Annotated in this window: 16 protein-coding genes and 1 tRNA gene; 14 read left to right on the forward strand and 3 right to left on the reverse strand. The window is 66.3% G+C overall.

From position 1 onward, the window contains the following. Positions 1-91 precede the first annotated feature (91 nt). From hpt to GWG54_RS01180, 8 genes are all read left to right on the forward strand, one after another. On the forward strand, positions 92-658 hold the full coding sequence (hpt, locus tag GWG54_RS01145; protein WP_008427226.1) for a hypoxanthine/guanine phosphoribosyltransferase: 567 nt from the start codon (positions 92-94) through the stop codon (positions 656-658). A gap of 356 nt (positions 659-1,014) precedes the next feature. After that, positions 1,015-2,799, forward strand: a complete 1,785-nt coding sequence (locus tag GWG54_RS01150) for an ABC transporter substrate-binding protein (RefSeq protein WP_167936025.1) — start codon at positions 1,015-1,017, stop codon at positions 2,797-2,799. A gap of 151 nt (positions 2,800-2,950) precedes the next feature. Then, entirely contained in the window at positions 2,951-4,009 is a 1,059-nt protein-coding gene (locus GWG54_RS01155; RefSeq protein ID WP_167936026.1) for an ABC transporter permease, read from the forward strand. Then, on the forward strand, positions 4,006-5,742 hold the full coding sequence (locus GWG54_RS01160; protein ID WP_167936027.1) for an ABC transporter permease: 1,737 nt from the start codon (positions 4,006-4,008) through the stop codon (positions 5,740-5,742). The genes GWG54_RS01155 and GWG54_RS01160 overlap by 4 nt, the downstream gene beginning before the upstream one ends. Further along, positions 5,742-7,097 (forward strand): ABC transporter ATP-binding protein, encoded by a 1,356-nt coding sequence (locus GWG54_RS01165; RefSeq protein ID WP_167936028.1) that lies wholly within the window; start codon positions 5,742-5,744, stop codon positions 7,095-7,097. Before GWG54_RS01160 ends, GWG54_RS01165 begins: the two co-directional genes overlap by 1 nt. Further along, a complete protein-coding gene (locus GWG54_RS01170) occupies positions 7,094-8,434 on the forward strand; it encodes an ABC transporter ATP-binding protein (RefSeq protein ID WP_167936029.1) in 1,341 nt (446 codons plus the stop codon). The genes GWG54_RS01165 and GWG54_RS01170 overlap by 4 nt, the downstream gene beginning before the upstream one ends. A 2-nt stretch (positions 8,435-8,436) precedes the next feature. Then, positions 8,437-8,871: a hypothetical protein gene (locus GWG54_RS01175; protein WP_167936030.1), complete on the forward strand. Its 435-nt coding sequence runs from the start codon at positions 8,437-8,439 to the stop codon at positions 8,869-8,871. Between the two features lie 73 nt (positions 8,872-8,944). Next, complete coding sequence (locus tag GWG54_RS01180; protein ID WP_167936031.1) at positions 8,945-9,463, forward strand: hypothetical protein; 519 nt, start codon at positions 8,945-8,947, stop codon at positions 9,461-9,463. Between the two features lie 275 nt (positions 9,464-9,738). Here GWG54_RS01180 and GWG54_RS01185 read toward each other — a convergent pair. Together GWG54_RS01185 and GWG54_RS01190 are read right to left on the reverse strand one after the other, a co-directional pair. Further along, positions 9,739-9,813, reverse strand: a tRNA-Met gene (locus GWG54_RS01185). 328 nt (positions 9,814-10,141) lie between these two features. Next, positions 10,142-10,408 (reverse strand): HAH_0734 family protein, encoded by a 267-nt coding sequence (locus GWG54_RS01190; RefSeq protein WP_167936032.1) that lies wholly within the window; start codon positions 10,406-10,408, stop codon positions 10,142-10,144. 121 nt (positions 10,409-10,529) lie between these two features. On the opposite strand from GWG54_RS01190, the gene GWG54_RS01195 reads away from it, so the two are divergent. The 6 genes from GWG54_RS01195 (at position 10,530) to GWG54_RS01220 (ending at position 13,038) form a co-directional block, all read left to right on the forward strand. Continuing rightward, entirely contained in the window at positions 10,530-10,811 is a 282-nt protein-coding gene (locus tag GWG54_RS01195) for a 50S ribosomal protein L44e (RefSeq protein WP_008427216.1), read from the forward strand. Between the two features lie 5 nt (positions 10,812-10,816). Continuing rightward, positions 10,817-10,990 carry a 30S ribosomal protein S27e gene (locus tag GWG54_RS01200; RefSeq protein WP_015319889.1) on the forward strand — a complete coding sequence of 58 codons (174 nt, stop codon included), beginning with the start codon at positions 10,817-10,819 and terminating at the stop codon, positions 10,988-10,990. Further along, positions 10,987-11,787 carry a translation initiation factor IF-2 subunit alpha gene (locus tag GWG54_RS01205; protein ID WP_167936033.1) on the forward strand — a complete coding sequence of 267 codons (801 nt, stop codon included), beginning with the start codon at positions 10,987-10,989 and terminating at the stop codon, positions 11,785-11,787. Before GWG54_RS01200 ends, GWG54_RS01205 begins: the two co-directional genes overlap by 4 nt. Further along, positions 11,784-11,963 carry an RNA-protein complex protein Nop10 gene (locus GWG54_RS01210; protein WP_008427206.1) on the forward strand — a complete coding sequence of 60 codons (180 nt, stop codon included), beginning with the start codon at positions 11,784-11,786 and terminating at the stop codon, positions 11,961-11,963. Before GWG54_RS01205 ends, GWG54_RS01210 begins: the two co-directional genes overlap by 4 nt. Before the next feature lie 6 nt (positions 11,964-11,969). Next, positions 11,970-12,740 (forward strand): proteasome assembly chaperone family protein, encoded by a 771-nt coding sequence (locus GWG54_RS01215; protein WP_167936034.1) that lies wholly within the window; start codon positions 11,970-11,972, stop codon positions 12,738-12,740. 118 nt (positions 12,741-12,858) lie between these two features. Beyond that, positions 12,859-13,038 carry a hypothetical protein gene (locus GWG54_RS01220; RefSeq protein ID WP_167936035.1) on the forward strand — a complete coding sequence of 60 codons (180 nt, stop codon included), beginning with the start codon at positions 12,859-12,861 and terminating at the stop codon, positions 13,036-13,038. 34 nt (positions 13,039-13,072) lie between these two features. Here the strand turns inward: GWG54_RS01220 and GWG54_RS01225 are convergent, their stop codons facing one another. Next, complete coding sequence (locus GWG54_RS01225) at positions 13,073-13,852, reverse strand: MarR family transcriptional regulator (RefSeq protein ID WP_167936036.1); 780 nt, start codon at positions 13,850-13,852, stop codon at positions 13,073-13,075. Positions 13,853-13,862 lie beyond the last annotated feature (10 nt).

Consider the following 13,862-nt stretch of genomic DNA (forward strand, 5'->3'; position numbering starts at 1 on the left):
TCTCGGCCGGAGAGGCCCGAAACGGCCCGATATCGGTCTCGAGTCCGTCGCGTATCGTCAACTTTTACTCGCCCACCGTCCGACCCACGACATGGACCAGTTGAAGCGGTCGCTCCTCGAGGCGCCGATCATCGAGAAAGACGGCTACCACTACTTCGTCCACCCGATCAGCGACGGCGTCCCGAAGCTCGATCCCGGCCTGCTTCGCGAGATCGTCATCCGTATCATCCGGAAGGCCGACCTCGAGGACGTCGACCGGATCGTCACGCCCGCGGCGATGGGGATCCACATCTCGACCGCGGTGTCGCTGATGACCGACATCCCCCTGACGGTCATCCGGAAACGGCAGTACGGCCTCGACGACGAGGTCGCGATCTTCCAGGAGACGGGCTACTCGGAGAACGAGATGTACATCAACGACGTCCGTGAGGGCGAACGCGTCCTCGTGCTCGACGACGTGCTCTCGACGGGCGGGACGCTGGCGGCGGTGCTCGAGGCGCTCGACGAGATCGGCGCGGAGGTCATCGACACGGTCGCGGTGATCAAGAAGGCCGGCGGCGAGAACAAGGTCGCCGACGCCGGCTACGACGTCAAGACGCTGATCAACGTCGACGTCGTCGACGGCGAGGTCGTCATCGTCGACGAAGAGGGAGATTAAGTTACGCGGGGCGATCCGCCCCGAGACAACTCCAGTCACGTTCTCTATTGTTTCACGGGAGGTCGGACGCTCTCCAACGACCGTCCCGGAATTGCTCCCCTTCTGGACGGCTACCCGGATCGAGACCGTCGAAGTGGACGGGGTAAGTATTGCGTCGTCACGAAACAATACATATATATATTAGCTTTCCACATGAAAGATCATGGTGCAACGACACGAGTTCACGTCCCGCCAGCGGCGGTCGGTGGGGCGACCGCTCTCCCGCGTTGGTCGACAGATATATGATTCTGGTTTGGGAATAGGTACCTATGTCCGATAGTTCGGATAACCAAGGTGTAGATCGGTCGCGACGGAAGATGCTCGGGCTTCTTGGGGGAAGCGCGACGGTCGGACTCGCTGGATGCTCGGCCCTTCTCGGGGACGAGAACGGGGACGACGACAACGGTGGCAGTAGCGACTACGAGGTCAGCGAACACGCGGACAAGGCCCAGGCCGCCTGGCAGACCGTCGTCGACAATCCCGGTCCCGACGCCGAGGAGACGCGCAACGAGGCCTACGTCGAGATCGAAGAGGCCGTCCGGGACGACATGGTCCTGCTCCCGCTGTACCACAGCAAGGGCGAACGCTTCTGGTACGACTACGTCGATATCCCCGAACACGGCGCACTCGGGAGCCACCACCAGCAGTTCAACGAAGTCGAACTCGAGGGCGACAGCGAGCTGAACCTCCTCAACAGCAGCTTCGACGAGCTGGACCCGATCATGTCGACCGACACCGCGTCGGGCGTGGTCATCACCCAGCTCTACGAGACCCTGACCCACTACCCGGACGGGGTCGCCGAGGTCGAAAACCAGCTCATCGAGGGGGTCGAGACCTCCGAGGACAGCCAGACGTGGACGTTCACGCTCAAGGAGGGCGTCCAGTTCCACGACGGCCAGGAGCTGACGGCCGACGACGTCGTCTACTCGTTCCGCCGACTCGCCGAATCGGAGTACAGCGAACGAGCGAACTTCATCCTCGACACGCCGCTGGGGCTGGGCATCGAGTACGAGGAGGGCGAGGACGGCGGCGTCGCCCCCGACTCGATCGGGGTCGAGGCCGTCGACGACCGGACCGTCGAGCTGACTCTCCGGGAACCCAACCCGGCGGTGCTCGACGTCCTCACCTACGACGGGTTCGCCATCGTTCCCGAGGGTATCGTCGGCGACGTCGAGGGGTACGATGGCGAGGTCGACCACGACGAGTTCCGCACCGGGATGGCCAACGGGACCGGTCCCTTCCAGTTCGACGAGTTCACGCCGGGCGAGGAGATGCGGGTCGTCCGCAACGATAACTACCACGGCACCGCCGCGAGCGTCGAGTCGGTCCACTGGGAGATCAACGAGGACCCCGAGTCGCGGTTCACCTACGCGATGGAGCAGAACGCGGACGTCTTCGACATCCCGACCTCGCAGTACGATCCCGAGCTGATCGACGCCGAGGAGGACGACATGGGACGGGAGGTCGGCACCTACGGTCCCTTCGAGAACGACGAGGAGACGAACTACCTCGCGGTCCCCGAGCTGGGGACGTACTACTTCGCGTTCAACGTCACGAACGTCCCCCGCCCGGTCCGGCAGGCGATCGCGTACGTCGTCAACCACGAGGAACTCATCCAGGACGTCCTCTCCGAGCGCGGGTTCGAGGCCTTCAGCTTCACCCCGCCGCGGATGTGGCCGACCGGCGACGACGGCTACGACCAGTGGGTCGACGAGTGGCCCTACGGCGTCAACGAGACCGACATCGAGGGCGCTCGAGAGGTCCTCGAGGAGACGGACTACACCTCGGACGATCCGTTCGAGATGACGGCCGCCACCTACGAGTCCGCCCCCGAGTACGCCGAGATGGCCGAACTGATCCGCCAGAAGCTCGGCGACCTCCCCGTCGAGATCAACAACAACTCCACGCAGTTCTCGACGCTGCAGGACCGCGGCGAGGACGGCGACCTCGAGATGTACTCGCTGGGGTGGGTCTGGAGCTGGCCGGACGTCGCGTACGGTCACTTCGGGTTCGAGCCGAAAAACACCAACACCTCCGAGATGCCGAACTCGGCGACCGGGTACTACCTCGACTGGCAGGCCAACTTGGACGAGGAAGCCTGACGGATCGGCTCCGTACGACGAACAGTCCGACCGATCGTCCGTTCTGCGGACGGTCCGAAGCGAAATATTTAGATTCCGTTAGAAAATCAACGGTGAGTGTAAGAATGGGAACTCATACTCGAAACGTGTTTAGAATTGCTAGTGATGCGCCATGAGCCGGTGGGGCTACTTCTTCCGACGACTGCTGCTGTCGATCCCGGTCCTGTTTCTGGTCATGACGTTCATCTTCGTCCTGTTGCGGATGGGACCGGTCGATCCCGTCGCCGCGAGGCTCGGTCCCGAGGCGTCCGGCGCGGAGGCCGCACGAATGCGGGAGCGACTCGGCCTCAACGACCCCCTCTGGGAGCAGTACGTCGATTTCGTCACCGACTTCCTGGTTCTCGACCTGGGCCAGTCCTGGGTCGTGTACGCCGACTGGGAAGTGACGACGATCGTGATGAACTCGGGGCCACCGACGCTCTGGCTCGGCTTCTGGGCCATCCTGCTTCCGCTATTCATCGGCATCCCGCTCGGGTTCTACGCGGGGCTTCGACCCAACAGCTGGAGCGACTACACCGCCTCCGTCAGCGGCATCCTCTGGCAGGCGATGCCGAACTTCTGGCTGTGTATCATCCTGCTCGCCGTGTTGCGCCAGACCCAGGGCGGCGGGTGGTTCGGCTTCGACTGGTACACCTTCGGCCCGGAGATCAGGAGCATCACCGGGACGCCGAGCCTGGACTTTCTCTCCTGGTCGAACTCGTTCGGCGCCGTCCCGTTCCCGACCGGGGTCGACTGGAGCGCCCTCGCCGTCGACGTCAAGCTGATCCTGCCACCGGCGCTGGTTCTCGGCTCGGCCTCGATGGCGGCCGAGTTGCGCATCGGACGGACGGCGATCCTCGAGACGATCAACTCGAACTACGTCGAGACCGCCAGGGCGAAGGGACTGAAGAGTCGCGCTATCGTCTGGAAACACGTCTTCCGAAACGCGCTCATCCCGCTGGTTCCGGTCATCACCAACGAGGCGTTCCTGCTGATCGGCGGCTCGGTCATCGTCGAGTCGATATTCAACATCAACGGTCTCGGCAGGATCTTCTTCCGCGCGATGGTGCAGGGTGATCTTCCCCTGGCCGGCGCGTTGCTGTTTATCTTCACGCTGATCATCATCTTCCTGAACATCGTCCAGGACTTCCTGTACACGATCATCGACCCGCGAGTGGGGTACGAACGATGAGCACGAGCATCACGTCCGAGACGGGGGAACCGAATTCCGAAGAGACCGTACTTCGCGAACGAATCGCCGAGAACCCGGGTCCCGCCCTCTTCTGGCTCGCGGGTGCGGCCGTCCTGCTCGCGCTCGAGCTGGGCCGGATCGCGGGGTGGATCATCGGTCTCGGTTCGGCCGTCGGGTTCGCCGTCAGCGTGATCGCCGGGATCCCGCGCTGGATCGGCGGCAACGTCGCCGACGCGACGGTTCCGATCGCCGAGTACCTCGTCGGCGACGCGCTGTCGCTGCTGTTGTTGTTCGGCGTGGCCTCGTTGCTCGTGGGGCTCGCGCCCTGGAGCGCCGCGGATCGGTTCGACTTCGGCGCGAGTCCTCGAACGATGGCCCTCCTCGAGCGGGCGGCGGTGACGGCCGCTCTGGCCGTCCTCGCCGTCCTGTTCGTGTTTACGCCCGTCGGGGGGCTCGTTCGAACCGCGGCTGCGGCTCCGTTCGACCTGCTGTCGTCGCTCCCGACGATCACCGACCACGAAGTCGTCTCGAACCGGGGCCACCGAACGCCCGACGGCGGCTGGGAGGGAACGTTCCTCGGCCTCTCGCCCGCGGTCGCGTGGGGAATTCGCGTCCTCCTGGTCTACGGGTACGCCCTCGCCCTGATCGGGTGGGTCTGGAAGGGGTACGAGATCTTCCGGACCCAGTACCGACAGGTCGACTGGACGCCGCGCGACGACACGTTCGATCGGTTTCGCGGCCACTACTGGGGGCTGTTCGGACTGGTCGTCGTCGTGCTGTTCATCGCGACGGCGCTCTGGGCGCCCGCCGTCAGCCCGGTCCCCGCCGAGGAGAACATCTACTCGCCGTACTCCTACGAGGTGGAGTACCTCGAGGACGGCGAGGTCGCCACGACGACGATCGGAAACGCGAACCTCGACACCCAGTCGGACGGGCAGAACACGGTCGGCCCGATGAGCTACGACGAGTACGACCGCTGGGCGCCGCTGGGAACGACGCCGAACGGACAGGACATGCTCACCCACCTCGCGTACGGCGCCCAGACCTCGCTCGTCATCGGCCTGCTGGCCATCGGTCTCGGCGGGCTGATCGCCGTCACGATGTCGCTGCTGACGGCGTACTACAAGGGGATCGTCGACGTGCTGACGGTGATCGCCAGCGACTCGATCATCTCGATCCCCGCGTTCCTCCTCGTGATGATGCTGTCGGTGATTTTCGACCAGGGGAACCACGTGCTCGCGGAACCGCTCAACGGCGGCGTCCTCCTCGGGCTGATATTCGCGTTCGTCTACTGGCCCGGCATGTGGCGGTCGATCCGCGGCCCCTCGCTCCAGGTCGCCGAGGAGGAGTGGGTCGACGCCGCCAAGAGCTACGGGCAGACGCCGGCGAACACGATGCGAAAACACATGGCCCCGTACATCGCGGGGTACATCATGATCTACGGCTCGTTGCTCCTCGGCGGCGTGATCATCTTCACCGCCGCTCTCTCGTTCCTCGGGCTGGGTATCAACGCTCCCACCCCCGAGTGGGGCCGACTCGTCAGCGACGGCCAGTCGTTCGTCTCCACGTCGTCGTGGCACGTCGCGACGATCCCCGGTCTCGTCATCGTCCTCGTGGTCACCGCGTTCAACGCCCTGGGCGACGGGCTTCGCGACGCGATCGATCCCGAGGCCGCCGCCGGCGACGCCAACACGGACGACACCGGTGCCGCGGCGGCAGGAGGTGGTGGATGATGTCTCTGGAACAATCTCCCCGAATCACGGCCGAACGCGACGAACCGATCCTCGAGGTCCGGAACCTGCAGACCGCCTTCTTCACCGAGAAGGAGACGATCCGGGCCGTCGACGACGTCAGCTTCGACATCCGACCCGGCGAGACGGTCGGCATCGTCGGCGAGAGCGGTTCGGGCAAGAGCGTGACCGCCCGCTCGATCATGGGGCTGATCGACTCGCCCGGCCGGATCCTCCAGGGCAGCAGCATCCGATTCGGCCACGTCGAGACCGTCCGGGAGTACGCCGAGGCGTTCCCGAACCGAACGGTCGACCTCGAGTCGCTGCGAGCCGAGTACGATCCGAACGACTTCTTCGCCCGGGCGGCCGTCGACGTCCGCCCGACCGACCTCGGCTACGAGCGGGCCGACGACGTGCCCCTCGAGGACGTCGTGGCGGCGGGCTACGGCGACGCCCTCGGCGTCGGCGACGACGACTGCGTGTTCGTCACGGACGGCTCCCCGGAGTCGCCGTCCTCGATCGCGGACGGGTTCGTCGAGCTCACGCGGCTCGACGACGAGGCCCAGCGGCGCATGCGCGGCGGACGGATCGCGATGGTGTTTCAGGATCCGCTGACGAGCCTCAATCCCGTCTACACCGTCGGCAACCAGATCAAGGAGGCGCTTCGTCTCCACCAGGGGCTTCGCGGCGAGGCCGCGACCCGCGAGGCCGCCGAACTGCTCGAGGACGTCGGCATTCCCGACGCCAGACGGCGGGTCAACGAGTACCCCCACCAGTTCTCCGGCGGGATGCGCCAGCGGGCGGTGATCGCGATGGCGCTGGCCTGCGAGCCGGAGCTGTTGATCTGCGACGAGCCGACGACAGCGCTGGACGTCACGATCCAGGCCCAGATCCTCGACCTGCTCGCGGAACTGCAGGAGGAGCGAGACCTCGCGATGATGTTCATCACCCACGACATGGGCGTCATTGCGGAGATCAGCCACCGCGTGAACGTCATGTACGCCGGCGAGGTCGTCGAGACCGCGGGCGTGAACGACCTGTTCGCGGATCCGAAACACCCCTACACCCGGGGGCTGTTGCAGTCGATCCCGGGACGCCAGGAGGGCGATCGACTGCAGACCATCGAGGGGAACGTGCCGACGCCGAACCAGCCGGCGACTCACTGTCGGTTCGCGCCGCGGTGCCCGAAGGCGTTCGACGACTGCGAGGCGGTCCACCCCGCTTCCGTCCCCGTCGAGGAGGGTGCGACCGATCACACCGCGGCCTGTCTGCTCTACCCCGAGGAGCTGCCGACCGCGGAGGCGGTCGCCAGACACCGACGCCGGGCCGATACCGAAACTCGAGGCGATACCGAATGAGCCAGCAAACGATCCACTCGGACGCCGACGTATCGACCGATAGCGACGAGGACGCGATGATCTCCGTCCGGAACCTCAAGACCTACTACGACGAGGGCGGGCTGCTCGGCGGGACGCCGGTCAAGGCCGTCGACGGCGTGAGCTTCGACATTCGCCGCGGCGAGACGCTCGGCCTCGTCGGCGAATCCGGCTGCGGGAAGACGACCCTCGGTCGGACGCTCCTCCAGCTCGAGGAGGCGACGGCCGGGGACGTCCTATTCGACGGCGTCGACGTCACGAAACTCGACGGGTCGGAACTTCAGGAGTGGCGTCGGAACGCCCAGATGGTGTTCCAGGATCCCGAGTCGAGCCTCAACGACCGGATGACGATCGGCGAGATCGTCCGCGAGCCCCTCGACGTGCACGACTGGAAGACCCCGCGCGAACGGCGCCAGCGGGTCAAGGAGCTGCTGGCCACCGTCGGCCTCCAGCGCGAACACTACTACCGCTACCCCCACCAGTTCTCCGGGGGCCAGCGCCAGCGGATCAGCATCGCCCGGACGCTCTCGCTCGAGCCGGATTTCGTCGTGCTCGACGAGCCAGTCTCGGCGCTGGACGTCTCCGTGCAGGCCGAGATCATCAACCTGCTCGAGGACCTCCAGGACGAGTTCGGGCTGACGTACCTCTTTATCGCGCACGACCTCTCGGTAGTCAGACACATCTGCGACCGCGTCGCCGTGATGTACCTCGGCAACGTCATGGAGATCGGCCCGACCGAGGAGCTGTTCGCGAACCCCTCGAACCCCTACACCCACTCCCTGCTGTCGGCGATCCCCGAACCCGACCCGACAAGCGACCGGGAGCGGATCACGCTCCACGGAACGCCGCCGAACCCGCGGTATCCGCCGTCGGGGTGTCCGTTCAGCACGCGGTGTCCGACCCGGATCCGCCCCGAGGAGTTCCGGGCGCTCGACGACGAGCTGTGGACTCGCCTCAACGCGCTGAAAAACACCCTCAGCGAGCGCAAACGCGCGGAGCTGTCGGTGCGAGAGCGCGTCCGCGCCGCCGTGGGCAAGGACACTCGCTTCGGCTCGATCGAGGAGCTGTACGACGACCTGTTCGGCGACCTCGAGGTTCCGCCGGACGTGCAGTCCGCCCTCGACGAGATCGAGACCCACGCCCGAAACCGCGACGAGGACGAGGCGCTCGCGGTGTACCACGACGCCTTCGGGAGCGTCTGCGAGGCCGAGACGCCCGAGTACTACTCGACCGGCGACGGCGAACACCGCAGCTACTGTCACCGCCACGACGAGGGGTACCGCTCTCCCGGTGCGGTCCTCGACCGGCGCCACCGGTAGCGATGCCGGACGCCGACTCGAGGGACCGACTGCGCCGACGGGGCCGGATCTGGGCCGACGGCCTCGCCTACGCCCTCGCCGTGGCGCTGTTCGCCGGGGCGGGAAGCCTCGTGCTCAGCGTCGCGACAGGCGGGGGACTCGTCCGCGCGAAGACGCTCCTCTTTCTGATCGGGTGGCTCCTCCTGGCTTACGGAACGGTTCGGCTCTGGCCGTCCTCGCCCGACGACGTCGACGCCGATCCCCGGACGCGAGGCGATCCGACGGCCGGCGGCCCGCCGACGCGGTTTCAGACGGTCGCTCGAGCGCTGCCTCCCGCCAGGTGGACCGCGCCGCCTCGTCCCGAACGACGGCTGTCGACCGCGGGCAAGCTGTTACTCGGGGGACTGCTGGTTCTGTTGCTGTCGTTGCTGATGGAGGTCGTCTTCGGCGTCGCCTGAGAGCTCGCCAGGACGCTTCGGAAAAAAGTTAACCGCCTTCCCTCGGACGATAGCATATGAAGGACGATAGCATATGAAGAATGATGACGCGCGCGCCCGCGACCCGCGAACCGAACGCCGACGCGATCCCACGGGTGCCCAGACCGAGGCCTGGAAACAGACCCTCGAGGACATGGACGCGATTGCCCGACAGCGCCGCGACGACGGGTGGGACGTCCTCACCGTCCGGGCCGCACAGACCGACACCGTGAGTCGCGATACGGGCGACCCGGACCGATTCGGACTGGTGCACGTCGTTCCCGACAACGACGCCGACAAGTTCGCCGAGACCTACGACGAGGAAGCGTTCACCGAGTATCTGGCCTACGGCGCCTCGATCGGCGGCTACGTGTACCTGGTCACGGAACTCATCGATCCGTCCGCCGAGCGATCGATCCTGATCGCCGGGCGGTACGACCTGGCGCTCGCACGCGGGATGATCACCGCCGCCAGGGACGAGGGCGTCCTCTACACGCACTGGAAGACGATCGACGGCACCAACCTCGGCTCGTTCGAACACGAGGAGTACGAACCGCTGCTTCCCGACGCCTAGGGCCGAGCGACGCTCGCTTCCCGTCGAGACACCCGAACGGTAGCGGGTGGGAGGAACGCTCTTCGGGGTTCCGGATCCGCTTCGTTCCGTCTCGTGGGCCGTCGTCGAGCCCCTCGAAAATAACGGCAGGGAGGTGTGGAACCGCAGGGAGACGGTCGTCCTCGCTTCGCTCGGACGCTGTGACTACCTCGGTTCAAATCTACTCTGTACGGCTTTCGGGGATTCCGGACTCGCTTCTCGCCGTGCTCGTCGTTCGTCGTCGAATCCCTGAGAAGTAGCGGGAGGTAGATTTGAACTACCGGTCTGCGGGTTATGAGCCCGCCGGAATCTCCTGGCTATCCCATCCCGCTACTTCCTCGTAACGCGGTCCGCTAGTTAAGGGTTGTGATTCGGACGCCGTATGTGGGTTTCTGTCGTCGACTCGTGCGGGCCGTCTGGGCACGGTGGCCCTCGAGTCCGGTCCCGAACGAGCTGCCGTCCGTTCGGAGAGCCCGTCCTCGAGTAGCGGACGTCGGAGCCGTCGCTCGAGGGTCGATGCGTCGCCGGTTGCCAGAGCGCGGCGAACCGGCTCGCCGAGAGCAAGCGTCGGCCCGCGTTCGAAGCGCCTCGACGGGGACTGTCGCCGTCGGAGTCGGGACTCGTGGCTGATCAGAACGGGGGATCGCCGCGGCTCGAGGCTCAGACCTCGAGGTCGGCCTTCGGACGGACGACCTCGACGTCTTCGGCGTCGACGCGGTCGACGTCGAGAAAGTGGGGCGTGAAGTTTCGCTTCTCGAAGTCCTCGAACTCCGATTCGACGCCGACGGTACACCACAGCTGAACCTCGTCGGGGCCGTGCCACTCGCCGTTACGGCTGACGGCGAAACACACCACCTCGGTCCCGTCGTAGTCGACGATGGCCCCCTTCCGGATGCCGGGATCCCCGTGGATGATGAGACGCTTCATGCGGGAAGGTTTACGCGAGAGGGGATTAAACGCTTCGAAGGTCGAGGGACCGCCCGACGACGAGGACGAACCAAACGGGTTTTAAACGGCGCTGCCGTAGGCCACGCCAAGTGAGATAACGATGCAGATGCCACGCCGATTCAATACGTACTGTCCGCACTGCAACGAACACCACGAGCACGAGGTCGAGAAGTCCCGAACCGGTCGGTCCTCGGGCATGAAGTGGGACGCTCGCCGCACCCGGCGCAACACCGCGACGATCGGCAACTCCGGTCGCTTCTCGAAGGTTCCCGGCGGCGAAAAGCCCACCAAGAAGACCGACCTCAAGTACCGCTGCAACGAGTGCGGTAAGGCCCACCTCCGCGAGGGATGGCGCGCCGGCCGAATCGAGTTCCAGGAGTGATCACAATGGCAGGAAACTTCTACTCGGTCCGCTGCGGTGACTGCGAGAACGAACAGACGGTCTTCGGCAAGGCCTCCTCGGAGGTCGCCTGCGCCGTTTGCGGGACGACGCTGGCGCGACCGACCGGCGGCAAGGCCGAAATCGACCACGAGATCCTCGAAACAGTCGAGTCACGATGAAATACAGCGGTTGGCCCGACACCGGCGAACTCGTCGTCGGCAAGATCGACGAGATCGAGGATTTCGGCGTCTTCGTCGACCTCGAGGAGTACCGGGACCAGCGCGGGCTGATCCACATCTCCGAGGTCGCGAGCGGCTGGATCAAGAACGTCCGCGATCACGTCCGCGAGGGCCAGATCGTCGTCTGCAAGGTACTCGACGTCGACACCGAGTCCCAGCAGATCGACCTCTCGCTCAAGGACGTCAACGACCACCAGCGCTCCGACAAGATCCAGGACTGGAAAAACGAGCAGAAGGCCGACAACTGGATGGCCCTGGCGTTGGGTGAGGACGCCGACGACGAGACCTACACCGCCATCGCCAACGAACTGATCGGCGTCCACGGCAGCCTCTACGACGGGTTCAAGCAGGCGGCGATCCACGGCGAGGAGGCCCTCGAGGACACCGACCTCTCGGAGGGTGAGATCGACGCGATCGTCGAAACCGCCCGCGAGAACGTGTCGGTGCCGTACGTCACCGTCACCGGCTACGTCGACCTCGAGAACGGCTCCCCGAGCGGCGTCGACGGGATCCGAGCCGCCCTGGAGGCCGCCGAGGGTAACGGGGAGGTTCCCGACGAGGTCGACCTTGAGGTGAGCTACGTCGGCGCTCCGGAGTACCGGATCAACGTCCAGGCGCCCAACTACAAGACCGCCGAATCCCAGCTCGAGGAGAGCGCCCGACGCGCGGTCGCCGCGATCGAGGGGGAGGGCGGCTCCGGCGAATTCCACCGCGAGCGACGCACCGACGACGAATGAAATCGGACATCCGGGTCTGCTCGGCGTGGCGCGACGCCCACGACCGCCCGGTGTACACCCTTTCTTCGACCTGTCCCGACTGCGGCGCCGACGCCGAAAACAGCGCGCCGGCCCCGTTCGATCCCGAGGATTCCCACGGGAAGTACCGACGCGCTCTTAAACGTCGCAGTCGCTGATACGGTATGGACGAACTCGAGATCGACGCGGTCGCCGAGGTCGAACTGGACGACCCCGTACTCGTCGAGGGGCTGCCGGGCGTTGGACACGTCGGCAGCCTCGCCGCCGAGCACCTGCTCGAGGAACTCGAGGGCGAGAGCACGCTCGTTCGGCGGATCTACTCCCGGGAGTTCCCGCCGAAGGTGAGCATCGAGGACGGCGTCGCCGAGCTGACCTGCGCCGAGATCCACGCCGTCTCGGTGCCCGACGGGCGGGATCTGCTCGTGTTGACCGGGGACCACCAGGCCCAGACGAACGACGGCCACTACGCGCTGGCGTCGGCGTTTCTCGATATCGCCGAGGAGTTCGGCGCGAGCGAGCTGTACGCGCTCGGCGGGGTTCCGACCGGCGAGCTGATCGAGGAGTACGCCGTCGTCGGCGCCGTCACCGACGAGTCGCTGATCGAACCGCTCGAGGACGCGGGCGTCGAGTTCCGCGACGACGAGCCCGCCGGCGGCATCGTCGGCGTCTCCGGACTCCTCCTCGGGCTCGGCGAGCGCCGCGGCTTCGAGGCCACCTGTCTGATGGGCGAGACCAGCGGCTACCTCGTCGACCCCAAGAGCGCCCGCGCGGTGCTCGAGGTGCTCGAGGGGATGCTCGGGTTCGAACTCGACTACGAGAGCCTCGACGAGCGCGCCGACGAGATGGAAGACGTCATCGGAAAGATCCAGGAGATGGAACAGCAACAACAGCAGATGGACGTCCCGACCGACGACGACCTGCGCTACATCGGTTGAGGTGTCCCACGCGGCGTTCGTGACTCCGTGCGGGTATCGTCGGACGCTGCGAGCCGACGTTGCGGCCCCACCCGGAGCGACACTGGCGTTATATTTCCCTTGCGGACGTAGCTCGAGTATGGCCCACACTCCCGAGATTCCCGAGAAGTACGTTTGTACCGCGTGTCAGGTCGTGCACGTCGGGACGGTTTCCGCGCACACCGACGCCGGCTACCGGTACGAGGTACCCGAAACGTGTGGCTGCTGTGGCGGGACCGAGTTCGTCTCCGAGTCGGAGTGGCCCCACGCCGACCGATAGCGCGGGCGTCTCGCCGTCGCGCCCGACGAACGGATCACCCCTCGAGGACCTCGTAGGAGACGTCGGCGTCCCGGAGCGTGTCGGTGATCCGACCGACGGCGTCGGTCGTCGCGACGGCGGTGACCGCGAGCCCCCGCTCGGCGGCGTCGGCCGCGACCTCGCCGACGGCGAAGGTGACGGCGGGCTCGGTTTCGGCCTGCCGGCAGGCGACGACCGCCTCGACCCCGGTCGCGAGGACGAGGTCGGCCTCCTCGCAGCGAGCGCTAACGGTTTCGGCGCCGATCTCGCGGCTGCCGCCCGAGCGCACCGCGGGTACCTGGAGGACGGTGACGGTTCCCGGCTCGAGGTCGATGACGCCCTCGAAGCTGGTGACGCCGACGTCGGTGCCGGCCGCGGCGTCGGTCGTCGCGACGCCCGTCGCCGGACCCGACTCGCCGGGTTCGGCGTGGAGGAGCCCGTCCTCGATCGACAGCGAGACGACGTCGCCCTGCTCGAGGTCGTCGACTGCGATCGCGGTGTCCTCGCCCATCGCGCCCAGGACGTCCTCGGTGACGTGGTCGGCGAACCGGCGCACGTCGTCGGCGGCCTGAAAGAGCCAGTCGACGCCTTCTTTCGTGACGCGGTACCGGGATCGGCCCTCCTTCTCGACGAGTCCGTCGTCGACGAGTTCGCGGATGTACTCGCTGACGGCCTGGCTCGTGACGCCGACTTCCTCGGCGATCTCTCCCTGGCTGACGGCGGGCTGGCGCTCGGCGATCTGGACGAGGATCCGAAACCGCGTCGCAGCCCGCTTGTTGTCGAGGACGTCGACCATACGGGCAGTT

This window comes from Natronococcus sp. JC468 (assembly GCF_012163165.1).
Lineage (GTDB): Archaea > Halobacteriota > Halobacteria > Halobacteriales > Natrialbaceae > Natronococcus > Natronococcus jeotgali.